Origin of the sequence: Lacisediminihabitans sp. (assembly GCF_036404185.1) — a bacterium.
In the GTDB taxonomy this organism is placed as follows: Bacteria; Actinomycetota; Actinomycetes; order Actinomycetales; family Microbacteriaceae; genus Lacisediminihabitans.
On the sequence record NZ_DASWPB010000152.1, the window covers coordinates 16356 to 31914 of the forward strand.

At 65.9% G+C, this 15559-nt stretch carries 22 protein-coding genes; 11 read left to right on the forward strand and 11 right to left on the reverse strand.

Annotation, left to right across the window (positions count from 1 at the left end):
* Positions 1–7: 7 nt before the first annotated feature.
* Positions 8–724 carry an MIP/aquaporin family protein gene (locus VGC18_RS10860; RefSeq protein ID WP_414672879.1) on the reverse strand — a complete coding sequence of 239 codons (717 nt, stop codon included), beginning with the start codon at positions 722–724 and terminating at the stop codon, positions 8–10.
* Between the two features lie 198 nt (positions 725–922).
* Here VGC18_RS10860 and VGC18_RS10865 point away from each other — a divergent pair, with 198 nt between their 5' ends.
* Both VGC18_RS10865 and VGC18_RS10870 read left to right on the forward strand, forming a co-directional pair.
* Positions 923–1291 carry a TraR/DksA family transcriptional regulator gene (locus VGC18_RS10865; RefSeq protein WP_331097197.1) on the forward strand — a complete coding sequence of 123 codons (369 nt, stop codon included), beginning with the start codon at positions 923–925 and terminating at the stop codon, positions 1289–1291.
* 43 nt (positions 1292–1334) lie between these two features.
* A complete protein-coding gene (locus tag VGC18_RS10870; protein ID WP_331097198.1) occupies positions 1335–1961 on the forward strand; it encodes a hypothetical protein in 627 nt (208 codons plus the stop codon).
* Positions 1962–1969: 8 nt separating this feature from the next.
* On the opposite strand, the gene VGC18_RS10875 is transcribed toward VGC18_RS10870, so the two are convergent.
* Positions 1970–2665 (reverse strand): NADPH-dependent F420 reductase, encoded by a 696-nt coding sequence (locus VGC18_RS10875; protein ID WP_331097199.1) that lies wholly within the window; start codon positions 2663–2665, stop codon positions 1970–1972.
* Between the two features lie 229 nt (positions 2666–2894).
* Between VGC18_RS10875 and VGC18_RS10880 the strand changes: the two genes are divergently transcribed.
* On the forward strand, positions 2895–3446 hold the full coding sequence (locus VGC18_RS10880; RefSeq protein WP_331097201.1) for a cysteine hydrolase family protein: 552 nt from the start codon (positions 2895–2897) through the stop codon (positions 3444–3446).
* A 17-nt stretch (positions 3447–3463) separates the two neighbouring features.
* Here VGC18_RS10880 and VGC18_RS10885 read toward each other — a convergent pair whose 3' ends face one another.
* From VGC18_RS10885 to VGC18_RS10905, 5 genes are all read right to left on the reverse strand, one after another.
* Positions 3464–4885 carry an MFS transporter gene (locus VGC18_RS10885; protein ID WP_331097203.1) on the reverse strand — a complete coding sequence of 474 codons (1422 nt, stop codon included), beginning with the start codon at positions 4883–4885 and terminating at the stop codon, positions 3464–3466.
* A gap of 10 nt (positions 4886–4895) precedes the next feature.
* Positions 4896–5255, reverse strand: coding sequence for a VOC family protein (locus tag VGC18_RS10890; protein WP_331097205.1), 360 nt, complete (start codon positions 5253–5255; stop codon positions 4896–4898).
* Positions 5252–5413 carry a CopG family transcriptional regulator gene (locus tag VGC18_RS10895; protein WP_331097207.1) on the reverse strand — a complete coding sequence of 54 codons (162 nt, stop codon included), beginning with the start codon at positions 5411–5413 and terminating at the stop codon, positions 5252–5254. The genes VGC18_RS10890 and VGC18_RS10895 overlap by 4 nt, the downstream gene beginning before the upstream one ends.
* A gap of 28 nt (positions 5414–5441) precedes the next feature.
* Complete coding sequence (locus tag VGC18_RS10900; RefSeq protein ID WP_331097209.1) at positions 5442–5861, reverse strand: hypothetical protein; 420 nt, start codon at positions 5859–5861, stop codon at positions 5442–5444.
* A 105-nt stretch (positions 5862–5966) separates the two neighbouring features.
* Positions 5967–6419, reverse strand: coding sequence for a MarR family winged helix-turn-helix transcriptional regulator (locus VGC18_RS10905; protein ID WP_331097211.1), 453 nt, complete (start codon positions 6417–6419; stop codon positions 5967–5969).
* Positions 6420–6482: 63 nt separating this feature from the next.
* On the opposite strand from VGC18_RS10905, the gene VGC18_RS10910 reads away from it, so the two are divergent.
* From VGC18_RS10910 to VGC18_RS10920, 3 genes are read left to right on the forward strand one after another with little or no spacing between them, the layout of a single operon-like run.
* Positions 6483–7895: an MFS transporter gene (locus VGC18_RS10910; protein ID WP_331097213.1), complete on the forward strand. Its 1413-nt coding sequence runs from the start codon at positions 6483–6485 to the stop codon at positions 7893–7895.
* 18 nt (positions 7896–7913) lie between these two features.
* Entirely contained in the window at positions 7914–8480 is a 567-nt protein-coding gene (locus VGC18_RS10915) for a YbhB/YbcL family Raf kinase inhibitor-like protein (protein WP_331097215.1), read from the forward strand.
* A gap of 30 nt (positions 8481–8510) precedes the next feature.
* Positions 8511–9236: a tyrosine-protein phosphatase gene (locus VGC18_RS10920; RefSeq protein WP_331097217.1), complete on the forward strand. Its 726-nt coding sequence runs from the start codon at positions 8511–8513 to the stop codon at positions 9234–9236.
* Positions 9237–9285: 49 nt separating this feature from the next.
* On the opposite strand, the gene VGC18_RS10925 is transcribed toward VGC18_RS10920, so the two are convergent.
* Together VGC18_RS10925 and VGC18_RS10930 are read right to left on the reverse strand one after the other, a co-directional pair.
* Entirely contained in the window at positions 9286–9882 is a 597-nt protein-coding gene (locus VGC18_RS10925) for a YdcF family protein (RefSeq protein WP_331097219.1), read from the reverse strand.
* 66 nt (positions 9883–9948) lie between these two features.
* Complete coding sequence (locus tag VGC18_RS10930; protein WP_331097222.1) at positions 9949–10518, reverse strand: hypothetical protein; 570 nt, start codon at positions 10516–10518, stop codon at positions 9949–9951.
* A gap of 7 nt (positions 10519–10525) precedes the next feature.
* Here VGC18_RS10930 and VGC18_RS10935 point away from each other — a divergent pair, with 7 nt between their 5' ends.
* Entirely contained in the window at positions 10526–11176 is a 651-nt protein-coding gene (locus VGC18_RS10935; protein WP_331097224.1) for an SDR family oxidoreductase, read from the forward strand.
* On the opposite strand, the gene VGC18_RS10940 is transcribed toward VGC18_RS10935, so the two are convergent.
* Positions 11151–12044, reverse strand: coding sequence for an SDR family NAD(P)-dependent oxidoreductase (locus VGC18_RS10940; RefSeq protein WP_331097226.1), 894 nt, complete (start codon positions 12042–12044; stop codon positions 11151–11153). The two genes, VGC18_RS10935 and VGC18_RS10940, sit on opposite strands and share 26 nt — an antisense overlap.
* 165 nt (positions 12045–12209) lie before the next feature.
* On the opposite strand from VGC18_RS10940, the gene VGC18_RS10945 reads away from it, so the two are divergent.
* Complete coding sequence (locus VGC18_RS10945) at positions 12210–12767, forward strand: hypothetical protein (RefSeq protein ID WP_331097228.1); 558 nt, start codon at positions 12210–12212, stop codon at positions 12765–12767.
* 77 nt (positions 12768–12844) lie between these two features.
* Here VGC18_RS10945 and VGC18_RS10950 read toward each other — a convergent pair whose 3' ends face one another.
* Positions 12845–13186, reverse strand: coding sequence for a PASTA domain-containing protein (locus tag VGC18_RS10950; protein ID WP_331097230.1), 342 nt, complete (start codon positions 13184–13186; stop codon positions 12845–12847).
* A 303-nt stretch (positions 13187–13489) separates the two neighbouring features.
* Between VGC18_RS10950 and VGC18_RS10955 the strand changes: the two genes are divergently transcribed.
* The 3 genes from VGC18_RS10955 to VGC18_RS10965 all read left to right on the forward strand — a co-directional run bounded on the left by VGC18_RS10955 (position 13490) and on the right by VGC18_RS10965 (position 15544).
* Entirely contained in the window at positions 13490–14020 is a 531-nt protein-coding gene (locus tag VGC18_RS10955) for a hypothetical protein (protein ID WP_331097232.1), read from the forward strand.
* A 45-nt stretch (positions 14021–14065) separates the two neighbouring features.
* A complete protein-coding gene (locus VGC18_RS10960; protein ID WP_331097234.1) occupies positions 14066–14413 on the forward strand; it encodes a hypothetical protein in 348 nt (115 codons plus the stop codon).
* 177 nt (positions 14414–14590) lie between these two features.
* Positions 14591–15544 carry a hypothetical protein gene (locus VGC18_RS10965; RefSeq protein ID WP_331097236.1) on the forward strand — a complete coding sequence of 318 codons (954 nt, stop codon included), beginning with the start codon at positions 14591–14593 and terminating at the stop codon, positions 15542–15544.
* The last annotated feature ends 15 nt before the right edge of the window (positions 15545–15559 follow it).

The following is a 15559-nucleotide window of genomic DNA, read 5'->3' on the forward strand; positions in this document are numbered from 1 at the left end:
TCCGGTGTCAGCTGGTGGCGACGACCGTCAGCAGCGGGGTCGCAAGCAGACCGGCGAGGACACCGCCGATGATGGGGCCGAGAACCGGCACCCAGGAGTATCCCCAGTCGCTGGATCCCTTGCCCTTGATCGGGAGGAAGGCGTGCGCGATGCGAGGGCCGAGGTCACGGGCGGGGTTGATGGCGTATCCGGTCGGGCCACCGAGGGAGGCACCGATGCCGACCACCAGCAGGGCCACGGGGAGCGCGCCGAGCGCGGCGAGGCCGGCGGGCGACCCTCCGCTGGAGGTGCCCGGCTGCTGGCCGAAGGCGATGACGACGAAGACGAGCACGAAAGTGCCGATGATCTCCGTGACGAGGTTCCAGGCGTAGTTGCGGATGGCAGGGCCGGTGGAGAAGACGGCGAGCTTGAGCGACGCATCCTCCTCCGCGTCGAAGTGCTGTTTATAGGCGAGCCAGCAGAACACGGCGCCGAGAATGGCGCCGATCATCTGCCCGGCAAGATAGACGAGCACCTTGTCCAGCGGGAACGCCGACGGGTCGTGCACCGCGAGGCCGATGGTGACGGCGGGGTTGAGGTGGGCCCCTGAGTAGTACGAGACCGAGACGCCGGCGAAGACCGCGAGTCCCCACCCGAAGTTGATCATCAACGTTCCGCCGCCGAGTCCCTTCGACTTGGCGAGCAGGACGTTGGCGACGACGCCCGTACCAAGCAGGACGAGCAAGAATGTGCCGACTATCTCCGAGAGAAATTGAAGACCTAGATTGTCCACGATGACCTTCCTGGTTCGGTAGGGGCTGCCGTCGCCGGCCGCCGCTACATTGGGTTGTCCACGACCACGATAACCGCTTGTCGACCACTTTTATGTCGGCGTCGAGACAATTCTCGACGAACGCTCCGCCCGGAAAGGATGCCAACACAGATGTCTCTGAACGAGGAGGAATTGGCAGGCTTTGCGAGCCTGCTGCGCGTGCGTCGGGCCGAACTCGCTCGTGACCGCACGGCGATCGCGGACGAGCTGGATCTGGTCAGGACGGCGCGAGGAGAGTCGTCCTCCGACGACGAGCACGATCCGGAGGGTTCGACCCTCACCTCCGACTGGTCGAGGATCGTCGGACTGGGGGAATCGGTGACCGAACGGATCCGAGCGGTCGACGCCGCCCTGCAGCGGATCGCTGACGGAACCTACGGCGTCTGCGTGCGCTGCGGCAAGCCGATCGGGGGCGAGCGGCTGAGCGCCAGGCCAGCAGCCGCGACCTGCATCGACTGCGCGAGGGAACTCGACGGCTGAGCCTGCCGACTCGAACGGATGGGCGCGGGTAGCCTTGGGCGACGTGGAGCAGGACGGTCCGGAGCGGTCGGCGGATGCCGCCGTGCTGCTGTGGTGGCTGCCAGTCGGGGCCGGAGGCAGGCTGGTCAGGCACACCAGTGGCTGGTGGGAATTCGTTCAGGCGGCGCTGGCGGGACGCGATCGGCAACGGCTGTTCCACGCCGCCCTCGAGCTGGTGGCCGACGGAGAGCGCTACGTCGTCGAGATGGCGCCGGCGTGGGCGTTGCCGCAGGAGGCCGATCGTGGTGTCGTCGCGGTCGGGCCAGTCGGATGCCGTCCGCTGGGGCGATCGAGGCTGTTCCGCTACGAGATCCGCAGCTGGCGTGGGGGAACGCTTCCCGACCGCGAGTGGGCGGTCGGCGGTCCCGTCGTCATCGTGAGCGACGAGGCGGTCGCACGCCTGCTGCTGCGACGCATCCACCTCGTTCCCGTGCTCACCTGGGGCAGGACGGTGCCGCACACGGGCGACATGTGGAACTCGAACTCCCTGGTCTCCTGGCTGCTGGCCGATGCAGGAGTGGATGCGACGGGCCTGACTCCGCCGGCGAACGGGAGGGCGCCCGGATGGCAGGCTGGGCTGGCCGTGGCCATCCGGGACAAGGTCAGACGGGACGACGGAGACGGCGGATAGGCGGGTCGCTAGACCGACGATCTCGCCCTGGCGACGACCAGACCGCGTGCCGAGTCGGGAAAGCGCTCGAGCATGGCGCGGACCTCCGCGGCATCCACATCGGCACCGAAGAGCTCCGTGCCCGGTTCGAGACGCATCCCCTCGGCGAGGGAGCCGGCGACGACCGGGTCGAATCCGAACGCATCCACGAGATCTGCGACCGTCTCGAGGTCGGCCGGGTCGTCGCCGGCGATCGCGAGGGCCTTGCGGCCAGCGGCACCCGCCGGGCGAGCCTCGTCCTCGAGGTCGTGGTACCCCATGTGGTTGAAGGCCTTCACCACGCGGGAGCCCGGCAGGAAGAGCTGGACCGTCTCGCTCGAGGAGGTGCGCGGGTCCGACAGCTCGTCGCGGATGCCGTCGACCTCCCACCAGTAGTTCATCGCGTCGATCACGAGCTTGCCGCGGAGCGCGTCCACCGGGATGGTCCGGTACTTGCCGAGGGGGAGTGCCAGGATCACGACGTCTACCCGTTCGGCGGCGTCGGCGGCCGTCGTAGCGACCGCGCCGGGGGTGAGGACCTCGACGGTCAGGGCGATCTTCGCCGGATCCCCGGAACCGGCGACGAGAACCCGGTATCCGGCGGCCACGGCGAGACGCGCGAGCACCGTGCCGACCTTGCCCGCGCCCAGGATGGCGATCGTCGTGGGGTGTGTGGGACTGTTCATGGGTTCTCCGGATCGCTGGACCCGGTCAGGATATCGCGAACCGGTGGGGTCACCTTCGTGTCCTCGGCTGCTACGCACGGGTGACCTCCGCGCCGGGAGCACTCCATCACGGAGCGATCCTCCGTGTGAGAACGCCTCGCGCTGCCATCCGGTCCGGGGCCGCCGTTGCAGCCGGACCGTGTGTCGGGGCCAGGCCTATCCTGGTATCGAACACCGAGAGGAGATCACCATGACCACCCTGTCCGATCGGCCGAATACCGCTCTCGTTGTCATCGATGTGCAGAAGGGCGTCGTCGGCGAGGCCTACGCGCGCGATACCGTGATAGCCAAGATCGCGGTCCTCGTCGAGAGGGCGCGCGCCGAGCAGGTTCCGATCGTGTGGGTGCAGCACTCCGATGACGATCTGGAAGTCGGCAGCGAATCCTGGGAATACGTGCCCGAGCTGCAGCGCCGCGATTCCGAGCCGCTGGTGCACAAGACCTTCGGCGACTCGTTCGAGGGCACGAATCTGGAGGAGCTGCTGGCCGAGGCGACGGTGGGTCGGCTTATCGTGACTGGCGCCCAGACGGACGCGTGCATCCGCTCGACGATCCACGGCGCCTTCGTGCGCGGCTATGACGTCACCCTGGTCGGCGACGCCCACACGACCGAAGACCAGAGCGCGTGGGGCGCTCCGTCACCGGAGCAGGTGATCGCGCACACGAACCTCTATTGGCGGGGTCAGGCGGCGCCCGGCCGTACCGCGGGGGTCATCGAGACGAGGGACGTCACCTTCGCCTGAGGCTCGGCGCGCGTGCTCTAACGTCGACGACCGCCCTTCGTTTTCTCCATCATCCGAGACAGAAACACCACCAGAAGACCGGCACCGGCGGCGAGGACAGAATAGACGGCCGTCACGACGGTCGTGGATGCCCCGATCGAGAAGGCGGATGCCGTAGCGGTCGTGGCCAGCGCCGTCGCGATCATCTCGACCATGACGGCGGCGGCTGCGGCGCGAGAAGCGGTTATTCCGTCATCGATGAGGGGCCGATCGACGATTCGGACGAGCAGCTCGAGATAGCACAGTCCCATGCCGGCGCCCGCAGCGGTCCACCCGAGAAACAGCGCCGCGAGCGCGACCCGCCGTTCTCCGGCGATCGGTGCCAGGGCCACCAGCATCAGGGATGCCGCGAGCAGTCCTCCGCCGCACCGGAGTCGGAGCAGGAGGCCTCCATCATTCGGCGTGGGCCGGCGGCCACCGAGCAGGCCGACCACCGCCCATCCGAGACCGCCGAGGGTGAGAAGGAGACCGACCCCCGCGGGACCAAGTCCGAAGCGATCGTGTCCCACGATCGTGATGACCGCGCTCGCACCGAAATACACGCTGGTGAGGATCCCCAGAAGGGCGAGGGCGGCTGGTCTGCCCCGTCGCATCCTCGCTGTTCCGGCCGGAAGAAGGGAACGGGCGGCGAGAAGAACCGTCGCCGTCCCGATCGCCGCGGAGAGGGCGGAGGGCAACGGTGTGGAACCGGCGGTCGAGACGAGGGCGATTCCGGTCGCGAGAGCGATGGACGCGCCGACGTTCAGCCGATCCTTCGGAGCGTCGTCGCTCGGAGCGGATCCGGGAAGGTGTCGAGCCACGAGGAACCGCGCTCCGACGAGCAGGGGCAGGTACAGGACCATTGTCCATCTCCACCCGACGAGCGCGGAGACCCAGGAGGCATAGAGGGGTCCGACGAGGGAGGTCACGACCCACATGCCGGCATACCCGGCGAGCACGAGACGTCGCCATCGGTGCGGCAGGCTCGTCGCCACCACGTTCATGGCGATCGTGGCCAGGGCACCGGAGGAGAGCCCCGTGAGCCCGCGGCCGACCACATACCAGCTCATGGAAGCGGCCGCCGCCCCGACGACCGCTCCGACGATCGCCAGACCGGTGAAGGCCAGGAGGAGCCGGCTACGACTGTAGCCCTCGGCGAGGTAGGCGCCCAGCGGAAGGGTCAGGAACATCCCGACCTGGTTCGCACCCTGCGCCAGTCCGTACATCGATTCCCCGTGCAGCGCCTCGGCCGCGAGGGGCGTCACCGTGGAGGTGACGTAGCTCTGGATGCCGCCGACGAGTTCGACGGTCAACAGCGCGACGGAGAGCAGCCCCGCCGGCGTGGTGAACAGGCCTCGGACGGTGGGCCGCATCGAACGATCGAGATTCTCCGTCGCCGGCCTTCTCCGGTTCGCTGGCATCCGATTTCCGCTAGGTGTACAACTGCCGGTCGAAGTCGTTGACGTGCACGGCAACGCCGTCGGGATCGAGGATGCGAAGAGACCGGCCGTAGGCCTCGTCGACGATCACCGCGCCGGGAAATCCCGCCTGGGTCAGGCGTGACCGCACGACCTCCAGGGGCTCATCGGCCTCGAAGGCCAGCTCGGTGCTGCCGGGCGCGCTGTTCGGTTCGTCGGGCTCCGCGGTGTGGACCGCGATCGCGGCGGACGAGGAGGCGAGTTCGATCCAGTCCCCGGTCCTGGATTCAACGTCGACGGGAAACCCGAGCGCTGCATAGAAGCCGACGAGGTCAGCCGAACGGGAGGTGTATCGAATCGCGATGATCTTCATGACTTCTCCGTTGCTCCGCCTTCGACGGCATCGAGCGCCGCTTCGAGCGCGTCCGCAACGAACGCGCTGAGAGACTGACGCGAATCGACCGACGCGTGCTTCACCCGTCGGATCAGGTCCGGGGGGAGGTACACGTTGAACTGCTGCTTCTGGTTCATTTGCTAGCATTCTAGCATTAGACGGTTGTCAAGAGCGAGAGCTGACGGCCTTCGTCAACAAGGCCACCAGCTGCTCCTGGTCCGCCGCGGTCAGCCCGGTCACCGCGTACGACGTCGGCCAGAGGTTCCCCTCGTCCAGGTTCGCGGCCGGCTGGAAGCCGATGGTCGCGTAACGCACCGTGAACTTGGCCGCGCTCTGGAAGAACACCACCGCCTTGCCGTCGGTGCCCGCGTATGCCGGCATGCCGTACCAGGTCCTCGGTTTCAGGGCGGTGTGTTCCTGGACCAGCCGGTGGAGGGTCTCGGCCAGTTCCTTGTCCGTCCCGGTCATGTCGGCGATGGAGGCGAGGCACGCGGCCTCGAGGTCGGCGCCTTCCTTGGCTGCCTTCGCTTCCGCGATCGCCGCCTTCATCGCGGCCTTTTCCTCTTTGCTGAAGGTGGAGCTCATGGTCTGGTCCTCTCGGCGGTGCGTGCTTCTCGACGGAGTGCTCCGTGGCGCCAACTCTAGGCCGGGCCGATCGGTCACGCTTTCGATCCCGCTCGGATCGGGCGACTACAGGTCGGCGATCCGGCCCAGCAGCGCACTGGCGCGGGCGATCGCCTGTCTGTCGGCGGCGCTGAGCGCATTCAGTTGAGTGTCCAGCCAGACGTTGCGTTGGGTCCGGGCCGCCGTTGCGAGGGCGGCCCCTTCCGGAGTGGTCGTGAAGATCACTTTTCGACGATCGTCCGGGTCCCGGGTGCGCACGGCATATCCGGACGAGGTGAGCCGATTCACGGTTTGGCTCATCGAGGCGGGAGCGACATGACCGTATTCGCTGAGTTCGGTGAGGGTTTGCGGGCCACGCTTGTGGAGCCAGGTGAGCACCGCCAGGGCGGTGTCGCCGAGGCTGCCGTCTGCTCGTTCGCTGCGAAATCTCCGGTACAGCCGTCCGACCGCCGATCGTACCTCGGCGCCCAGGTCGAGCTCCTCGTCGCCCTGCGGCTGCCGGCTTGCGTTTGCTTCCATGGGTAATTAGCATACCTAAAAGAGATCTTTAGTATACCTAATTGTTGGATGACAGGAGAGCCGATGAGCGACAAATCGACGGTCGAGCCGAGAGCGGGGGAGAAGCCGTTCTCGTGGCGGTTCACGACCCCGCTGTTCATCGGATCGGCCCTGAACCCGATCAACAGCTCGATGATCGCCACCGCACTCGTGCCGATCGCGGTCGGCCTCCACGTCTCGGTCGGGCAGACGGCCTCCCTGGTGACGGCGTTGTACCTGGCCAGTGCGATCGCCCAGCCCACGGCGGGGAAGGTGGCCGAGGTGTTCGGTGCCCGCCGCGTGTTCCTCGCCGGCATCGTGCTGGTCTTCCTCGGCGGGGTGGCTGGCGGGGTGGCGCAGAACCTCCTCATGCTCGTGATCGCCAGGGTGCTGATCGGGTTGGGGACCTCCTGCGCCTACCCGTCCGCGATGATGCTCATCCAGCGCCGCGCCGCGGCCGCCGGGATGGAGAAACCGCCCGGGGGTGTACTCGGCGGCCTGCAGATCGCCGGCATCGCCACCGCCTCCCTCGGCCTGCCGATCGGGGGAGTGCTCGTCGAGGCCGCCGGATGGCGGTGGGTGTTCCTCATCAATGTTCCCGTGGCGTTGATCGCCCTGGCCGCCGCGTTGATCTGGATTCCCCGCGACCCCGCACAGCGGGCACCGAAGAACGCCCGGGAGGTCGTCTCCCGCATCGATCTGACCGGCATCCTCGGCTTCGCCGCGGGGACGACCACGTTGCTGACGTTCCTGTTCTCGCTTCCCGAACCGAATTGGGCCATGCTGGCGGCGGCGGTGATCCTGTTCGTCGCCCTGACCATGTGGGAGCTGCGTGCCGCGCATCCATTCGTCGATGTGCGCCTGCTCGTCCGCAACGGTCCGCTGACCCGCACCTACCTGCGCTACGCCCTGGTCGCGCTGTGCGTGTACGTCGTCCTGTACGGCATCACCCAATGGCTGGAAGCGGGACGAGGGATGTCCGCGCTCGGCGCCGGCCTCCTCCTGCTGCCGATGAGCGTGATCTCCGGCGTCGTCGTCGCCCCGATCTCGAGGCGCAACCTGGTGCGGGGGCCCGTCATCGTCGCCGCCATTGCCAGCCTGGTGGGAGCTGCCGGCGTGCTGTTCCTCACCTCGGACACCGGTGTGATCTGGATCGTCCTGATCACCCTGGTCTTCGGCATCGCACTCGGTACCGCGGCCAGCGGAAACCAGATAGCCCTGTACACCCAGGCGCCGCCCGATCAGCTCGGTGTCGCATCCGGTCTGTTCCGCACCTTCGGCTACATCGGCTCCATCGCCTCGTCCGCCATCACCGGAATCGTCTTCCATGCCGGGGTCAGTGATGGCGGCGTCCATCTCATTGCGTTCATCATGGTCGGTGTCAGCATTCTCGCCGTCGCTCTCTCCGTCCTCGATCGAGGACTCCGTCATCCCGGCCGGCCCGCCCGTCAGGCATAAAGAGAAGGAACCAGGACCATGCCCGCAAACCCCATCGGCCGTGCACTGCGCAATCGACGTGCCGGACACCACACACTGGTCTGGGCTCACCCCGACCTGCAGGCTCCGGAGAACCTGCACCTGACCAGCCCCGCCTTCGCTCATGGCACTCCCATACCGGAGCGGCACCGCGGCAGGCTCTTCGGTCCGAACGTCTCCCCGGCGCTCGACTGGACGCCGCCCCCGGCCGGGACCGCGGAACTCGTGCTCATCGTGCAGGATCCCGACGTCCCCTTCGGGAAACCCGCCACCCATGCGCTTACCCTCGGCATCGACCCGGATCGGAGCGGCATCCCCGAGAACGGCCTGACCAATCCCAGCCCGATCGACGGACTGAGGCACGGAAAAGGCGCTCTCGGGCACCGCGGCTGGGCGGGTCCCATGCCCGTGCGCTCACACGGGCCGCATTCCTACGTCTTCCAGCTCTTCGCCTTGGACTACCGGCCCGAGCTGTCCGAGGACTTCACCCTCGCCGAGACGGTTCGTGCGATGAGCGGACATGTCATCGGACGCGCCAGGCTCGATGGGACCTACGAAATTCGGTAGTGGGCAGGCCCGCGACTAGGCTCTCGCGGCATGACGGAAACTTCGTGGGATGGAGCCTTCAACCTGTGGGACCTGGGAGGACTGCCCACGGATCGTGGTCCAACACCGAGTGGGGTGGTCTTCCGGAGCGGCAGCCGTGAGACGCTGACAAATCAGGGCTGGCGTGACGCCAAGCGGGCCGGGTTGGAGACCATCGTCGACCTCCGCAACGAGAGCGAGCGCCTCCGGCTTGACCATCATCCGATCATCGACGCCGACGCGCTGGAGGGCATCGGCGTCGTATTCGCTCCGACCGAGGATCCGGATGATCCGGAATTCATGCGTGTATGCGGACCTTGGCTCGATCACCCGCGTTCCTATGCGGACAACCTCCGTTTCTATCCGGCAAAGTTCCGCACCGTGTTTAAGGCGATCGCGCGTTCGCGCGGGCCCGTGTTGATCCACTGCTCCGGCGGCCGGGACCGCACGGGGATGGTGGTCGCGATGCTGCTTGCGCTGGCGGGGGTTTCAGCCGATCTGATCGCGGACGATTATGAACGGGCGTTCCGAGAAGCGCACGCTCATCAAACGCGACATCCCGAGCAAGCTCGCGAGCAGCTCTATTCCGAGGAGGAGCTCGGTAGTCGAGTGGCGGAGCGTCGGGCTGCCATGGTCGAGTGGATCGGGCACTTCGACGTTGCTGGGTATCTGCGTGAGATCGGCCTGGACGAGGCCGATCGCACGCGCTTGAGGAACCTGCTCCGGGACGCCGGCTAACTCATACCGAAAGCAGACCCGAAGAATGCGACAACGACGTACCGCTCGGTCATGTCCATCCCTGACCGCGGGCGAGTCGGGACCGGCGCCATTCGTAGAGCACCAGCCAGGGCTTGAGTGGTGCCAGTTCGCCTGGCATCCAGTCGCGGCCTCGGCGTAGACGATCGGCCAGATCGGGACGTTGCGTGGCCAGGTAGCGGCGCGCTCGCCGTGCGTGAAAGGTGTTTGATGCAATCACGATCGACGTGGCAGTTTCGAGGAGCGGCAGCGCGTTGAATATGTTCTCCCACGTGGTGCGGGATGCCTCTTCGAGAAGGACGTTCGTGGGGGGAAGCCCGAGCTTGGTGATGGCGTATCGGGCCATCACTGCGGCTTCGGTGTGGCCGGCATGCGATGGCCCGCCACAAAAGAGGAATCGGGTATCGACGCTGTTGGCGGACCTGACCGCGATACGGCAGCGCCACTTCTGCATCGGGCCGGGACGGCCGTCAGGTCGTGACGGGGCGCCTGGGACCACGACGATCTGGCCGTGAGTACCCTGTGGCCCCGGCCCGGGACGGTTCGGGAGGCCGTCCCGGGACGCGCGCCATGTCATCCACTCAGCCCACACGACGATGCCGACGCCAATGGCGGCAATCGAGGTCACGATTCTTCCCATCAATCTCACCTGTCCGGCCCATCCTCAGAGATCGACTATAAATGCGGGGCCCGCTCACGCTCTTTTCCCCACGCGGGCGAATCGTCCGAGACGTTCCCAATAGACCCGGGTGAGGCGTTCGCGGTTGCCTCGATCGAACACCTCGGGGCTGGGGGAGGCGAGGCGGTCGTTCTCCAGGTACGACCCGGATGGGACGTCCGCGGTGCTTGCGAAGAGGACCCGCGCGGCTCCCTCCGAGGGCGGCCCGCCGATCCGGCCCATCATGGCGGCGCTGAGCGGCCTGTCATTGAGTCCAGGGCACAGCGCCACGACCGTGACCGGCGAGGATCCCAGCTCCTCGGCGAGCAGCGACGACCAGGTGGCCATCGCGAGTTTCGCGCGGGCATAAGCGGCGAGCGAACTGTAGTCGTGCTCGAGATCGATGTCGTCGAAGTCGAAGTCGAAGTGCTCGATGCGATGCGCCGACGATCCGACGTTGACAACGCGTGCGCCTCGCGACAGGCGGGGCACCAGGAGCCGGGTCGGAAGAGCCGGTGCGAGGGCGTTGACCTGCAGCGTCCGCTCATAGCCATCGGCGGTGACGAGCCGTTCGGACGCGCCTGGCACACCCGCGTCGTTGATCACGAGGTCGATGGTGGACGTCGGCGACGCCGGCCAGGTGCAGCGCCTGCTTGACTCCCTGGATGTGGTCGACATCCTGGTCAACAACGTCGGTCTGTTCGAGATCGCGCCGTTCGACGAGGTCTCCGACGAGACCTGGCAGCGATATTTCGAGGTGAATGTCATGAGCGGCGTGCGACTCGCGAGAGGGATGCTGCCCGGCATGGTCGCCAGAAATTGCGGCCGGATCATCTTTATCGGGAGCGAATCAGGGGTGAACATCCCCGCTGATATGGTGCACTACGGAGTGACCAAGGCCGGGATGATCGCGCTCAGCAACGGGCTCGCCAAACTCACCCGGGGAACCGAGGTGACGGTGAATACGATCCTCGGCGGACCGACCTATTCGGACGGTGTCGCCCGGACGGTTGACCAGATCTCGCGCGCTCAGTCGAGCGAATCCGGCACGCTGAAAGCGGCGATCATCGGTGGTAACCGAACGACACTTCTCGAACGGTTCATCGAACCCGTCGAGATCGCGAATCTCGCGCTTTACCTGGCGAGCCCGATCTCGTCCGCCACGAACGGCGCCGCGGTACGGGCCGACGGTGGGGTGCTGACGGCAATGCTGTGCAATGCTGTGACTCGGCAGCTGGTCAGTCGGGAAGCGATGTGCCGGTGAGGCGTTCCGCCAGCGCCCAGAGCGGTCCGGCGACTCCTTCGCGTCTGGCGCTGCGGGGGAGTCTGTTGATGTGCTTCGTCGGTCCGACGAGTCCCAATCGGGAAGGGCCGTAGTAGCCGCCCTGGACCGCGGCGGGATCGGCCGCCGCGAACAGGAGCGGTTCGCTGCCCTGCTCGACACCCTGAGACGGGAGGAGTGTCCGCTGTATCGGCGCACGATCTCCGCCGTCGAGATTGCGGCCGGCGGTCTGCAGGTTGGTGCGGGTGTATCCAGGATGCGCCGCTGTGCTGCGCAGCGACCATCCGCGCTGTGTCGCCGTCGCGGCGAGGGTCGTGGCGAAGAGAAGATCGGCGAGCTTGGACTGGGCGTAGGCACGACTTGCGTTGTAGGTGCCGTTCCAGTTCGGGTCATCCAGCCGGATCCTGCCGAAATTGGCGGTGCCGCTCGACATCGTCGAAACTCGCGGTGAGGGGGACTGGAGCAGGCGTGGGAGCAGCAGCATCGTCACGGCGAACGGGCCGAGGAAGTTGGTGCCGAACTGCAGCTCGAATCCGTCAGCGGTGGACAGCCGGGTCGGAGGGATCATCACGCCGGCGTTGTTGACGAGTGTGTCGATGTGATCGATGCCGTCCGCGAACGCACGAACACTGGACAGGTCTGCCAGATCGAGAGCGCGCACCTCCACGGTCGCCCCGGGGTGGGCAGCGAGGATCTCCTCCCGGGCGGCCTCACCCTTGCTGAGCGTCCGGACGGCCAGCACCACCTCGGCGCCCGCGCCGGCCAATCGCTTGGCGGCTTCCTTGCCGGTGCCACTGTTGGAGCCGGTCACGACGATTCGGCGACCGGTCTGGTTGGGGACGGTGTACATGCGCTCTCCTTGGTTGCCATTAAAAGACCATCAGTCTGTTAGAATGACCATAACAGACTGCCGGTCTTTAAGCGAGGTGACATGTCGACAACCACATTCTCCCGGGCGCGGAGCGAGGAACAGCGCGCCCTGAGGACCGCCGCCATTCTGGAGACGACGGATGCGATGCTGCGCGAGATGAGGGTGGGGGAGATCACCCTCAACGACCTCTCGCGCCGCGTGGGCCTCGCCAAGTCGAACGTGCTTCGATACTTTCCGTCGCGGGAGGCGATCCTGCTGCAGCTGCTCGATCGTGAAACCCGCGCGTGGCTCGACGATGTCGAATCGTCGGGGGAGGGATCGCTCGCGGACTCGATTGCGGCGGCGTCTGCCGCGCGCCCGGTGTTCTGTGATCTCACCGCCAACTCCGCCGGCGTGCTCGAACGAAACGTCTCGGGCGAGGTAGCCGCCGACTACAAACGGGCGTCGCTGGCCTCAAGCGATCGCCTCGCTCGGCTGGCGGGGTTCGACGGCCTAGAATCCCAGGGCGGCCTGATTTTCGTCGGCGCGGTGATGTTGGCCATCGGCGGCACCTGGGCATCGTCGCAACCAACCGACGGGATGCGCGCGGCCTACGCTGCGCATCCCGAGTTCCGTCCGTTTCGGGTCGAATTCGAGACGGCCGTCCGCGAACTGGTCGCGACGACGCTCGCCGGGCTTGAGGCCCGCGGCCTCACATCCTGAGCAAAGGACGCCTCGACGGCATGGCTGAGACCGGCCCGGTTCTCGCCCATTCAGCGACAGACCGAGGTGTTGGCGGATCAATCGTCGGTGAGATCCACGTAGCTGTCGCGCTCGGGTGCTGCGTGAGCCGCGTCCGCCGGGGGAGCGGGCCGCGGCGACGCTGGCTCACGGTCGGGACTGTCGCCGTGCTTGACGACCTCGATCGCGACCGAATCCCACTCGTGGAGCTCGGTGCCCGGTGCCGGATCCTGCCGCACGATGTAGTAGAGACCCGGCCAGGCGAGGCTGCTAATGGGCGGTCCGTCCGGGTCCGGGTTCGCCAAGGCGACGCCTGCCTGCGCAGCCACGTCTCGGCCGACATGGAAAGGCAGCCCCACCACGTCGGGGACGATCACGCGTCGCGCCATCCGTTCTCCCATGCGCCCAGGATAGGCGTGACGCGAGCGACCAGTGGGGGCCATCCGCACAACGCCAAGGGTCGGACTCCATTGGTGAGCTGCGTTATCCGTTTTCACGCTAAGAGGATCGACGACTGCCAGGTTCGACTGGAGTGGCTGATCGACCACAGGTTGCCACGACAGAAGCTCGTTTCCGCGGTTGTTCTCCTCGCTGCGATTAGGCTGCTGCTGCGGCGCGGATGCGAGAGACGGCTTGCGGAGAAAACCCCATGGCTAGTGTGTCGTCCCGTCTCCGCGCAGAACCAGATCGGTCCACAATAAGTCGTGATGGAAAACCAGAAACTATTAGTTGAGTTCATGAGTCTGCTTCTCGACTGGAAGACACGACCGGCTTTCACCGCTGTGTCCCAGATTCAGTCCGATGCAGGAGTGTCTGAGTTTGATGTTGAAATCGATCCGAGAGCGGAGCGATGGTATAGCCGTCACCGCAATTCGGATGCCTGGGCTCGTTGCGATGGCGCCTTGTCTGCGCAATTCAGCAATACAGGAGAGCTGCCGCCCGGCAGTCCACCGGCGTTGTCTGTTCGACTAGGGTTTCCCACATCTCTGCCGATATGGGGGCGCCGGAACGATTACTTCCGTCCGGTCGGGGCCGAGGAAGCGAATGGCGAAGGGGTCATGCTTCTGCGCCACCCTATCGACCTTTCGATTTTCGGTAGCGTGACCCTCGATCTTGATCGCGGAATCGCTGTGCGGTTGACGAGTCCCGTCCACGTGTGGCGCTTGGAGGACATTCGAGATGTCGACCATGCTAAGAGTCAGTTTGGGCCGAGCAATCGTTCCAGCGTCAAATGAACCTAGATCGGTGCTTCGTTACCTCCGGGGGAGGAGATTCCGCGGATGGTCGCCGGATCGGACTCGTTCGAGGTGTTTACTCACATCGACTACGCGGTGCGTTCCTGGCCGGTTGCCGTCGCCGGGCTGTTCGATCCTCGCCGGTTCGAGGACGGGTTCCGGGTGGCGATGCGTGCGATCGCGGACTCGGGGCGGGCGTTGGAGATGAACACTCGACGACTGGAGCCGTGGATTCCGCGGTGGTGGTCCGAGGAGGGTGGCCGGGCGGTGTCGTTCGGCAGCGATGCCCACACATCTGATCAACTCGCAGCGAACTTTCCCAAGGCGATGGCGATGGTCGGGTCCTTCGGCTTCGCGCCTGGGATTCATCTCGCGGATTTCTGGACCCGCTAGACGGGGAAATCCGCGAGGGTCCGTGGAGCGATCGTTTGATAGATGACAAGCACGGACGCGCTTCTCAGTGGTGGACGCTCCGGTGTCGGTAAGAGCGCAGCGGCCGGGCGATCCACAAGATAACTGGGTAAGTCCGTTATCACTTTTAGCGCTATGGCAGACGGTTTGCCGCTTCGAATGGCGATCAGTGTCCGACGAATGTGGTCACGATTCACGTCGATAGCGGGCCTGGGGTTCCTGCTGGCCATCAGGGTTAGGCCTAAGCTCAACGGCGTGGAAATCGATGGACGGTTCCGATATTATGTGGGGCCGCAGGCCCTTCAGCCTTTGTTTTCGACGTTTTGGTCGTCAGGCGGTTGGAGGAGACCTCCCGTTATGCCCGGTGAGCCCGTCTTCTCTTCTGCCGTGCGGGATGGCGTGATGTTCCGCGAGTCGCCCCGTCGCGGTCATGATGAGTGGGTCTCGGAGATCCGCAGAATGGTGCAGCAGCGGCTGACGGTCGCCCAGATCGAGGTGGCGTTCGTTGCCAGTCTCGGGTCGCGTCGTCTGGATTTGCGATCGGCACTGTCATCTTTTGCGGTGGCGAGAGTGCTCCCGCGCCACGCGTTCCTAGCTGCGGAGGGCCGGAGTGGTTGTGCCGTCTGCGGACTTCTCGAGGGTGACTCAGCGACGGATCTAAACGTCTTGAGCTTCGAGAGGTTTAAGTGGGGAGGGGTGCGTCGCACCAATCTGCATTATGTTCACTTTGATCTCGATCAGTTTGCTCGTGCCCCGTCCTTGTCGATGGGAGAGAGCGACCTCGAGACCGCGGCCCACCTCATCAGCGTCTTGAGTGCCGCTGACGCCATTGAGACCTCAACGTCGGTCGAGAAGCGGCTGTCGTTTCTCCCCAGTACTCAGGCCGAAAGATTGACGCTCGTCGACATCCTTGGAGTCGCTGGGGTTCTTGCGCCAAGGGACCATCCAGGCTTCGCCAGAGAGTTTGTTTCTGTTGTGAAGCGCGACCAGCCCCCTCGACATTTTGTTGACAGAAGCTATCCTGTGAGTTGGTGGAAGGGCTCGGATGGTGTGGACGCCGAAGTCGTCTCAGAGATGCTGCCCAATACGGCTGCCCGAAAGTTCAGCCTCTAGGTGACGGTCTGGCGT

Bases quoted from the DNA above. Each gene is read 5' to 3' on its own strand.
- VGC18_RS10905 (WP_331097211.1), bottom strand. From the start codon at position 6,419: ATGGAAGCAAACGCAAGCCGGCAGCCGCAGGGCGACGAGGAGCTCGAC.
- VGC18_RS10910 (WP_331097213.1), top strand. From the start codon at position 6,483: ATGAGCGACAAATCGACGGTCGAGCCGAGAGCGGGGGAGAAGCCGTTC.
- VGC18_RS10915 (WP_331097215.1), top strand. From the start codon at position 7,914: ATGCCCGCAAACCCCATCGGCCGTGCACTGCGCAATCGACGTGCCGGA.
- VGC18_RS10885 (WP_331097203.1), bottom strand. From the start codon at position 4,885: ATGCCAGCGAACCGGAGAAGGCCGGCGACGGAGAATCTCGATCGTTCG.
- VGC18_RS10865 (WP_331097197.1), top strand. From the start codon at position 923: ATGTCTCTGAACGAGGAGGAATTGGCAGGCTTTGCGAGCCTGCTGCGC.
- VGC18_RS10945 (WP_331097228.1), top strand. From the start codon at position 12,210: ATGCTGCGCGAGATGAGGGTGGGGGAGATCACCCTCAACGACCTCTCG.
- VGC18_RS10960 (WP_331097234.1), top strand. From the start codon at position 14,066: ATGGTCGCCGGATCGGACTCGTTCGAGGTGTTTACTCACATCGACTAC.
- VGC18_RS10875 (WP_331097199.1), bottom strand. From the start codon at position 2,665: ATGAACAGTCCCACACACCCCACGACGATCGCCATCCTGGGCGCGGGC.
- VGC18_RS10940 (WP_331097226.1), bottom strand. From the start codon at position 12,044: ATGTACACCGTCCCCAACCAGACCGGTCGCCGAATCGTCGTGACCGGC.
- VGC18_RS10935 (WP_331097224.1), top strand. From the start codon at position 10,526: ATGGTGGACGTCGGCGACGCCGGCCAGGTGCAGCGCCTGCTTGACTCC.
- VGC18_RS10890 (WP_331097205.1), bottom strand. From the start codon at position 5,255: ATGAAGATCATCGCGATTCGATACACCTCCCGTTCGGCTGACCTCGTC.
- VGC18_RS10900 (WP_331097209.1), bottom strand. From the start codon at position 5,861: ATGAGCTCCACCTTCAGCAAAGAGGAAAAGGCCGCGATGAAGGCGGCG.
- VGC18_RS10895 (WP_331097207.1), bottom strand. From the start codon at position 5,413: ATGAACCAGAAGCAGCAGTTCAACGTGTACCTCCCCCCGGACCTGATC.
- VGC18_RS10950 (WP_331097230.1), bottom strand. From the start codon at position 13,186: ATGGGAGAACGGATGGCGCGACGCGTGATCGTCCCCGACGTGGTGGGG.
- VGC18_RS10920 (WP_331097217.1), top strand. From the start codon at position 8,511: ATGACGGAAACTTCGTGGGATGGAGCCTTCAACCTGTGGGACCTGGGA.
- VGC18_RS10965 (WP_331097236.1), top strand. From the start codon at position 14,591: ATGGCGATCAGTGTCCGACGAATGTGGTCACGATTCACGTCGATAGCG.
- VGC18_RS10880 (WP_331097201.1), top strand. From the start codon at position 2,895: ATGACCACCCTGTCCGATCGGCCGAATACCGCTCTCGTTGTCATCGAT.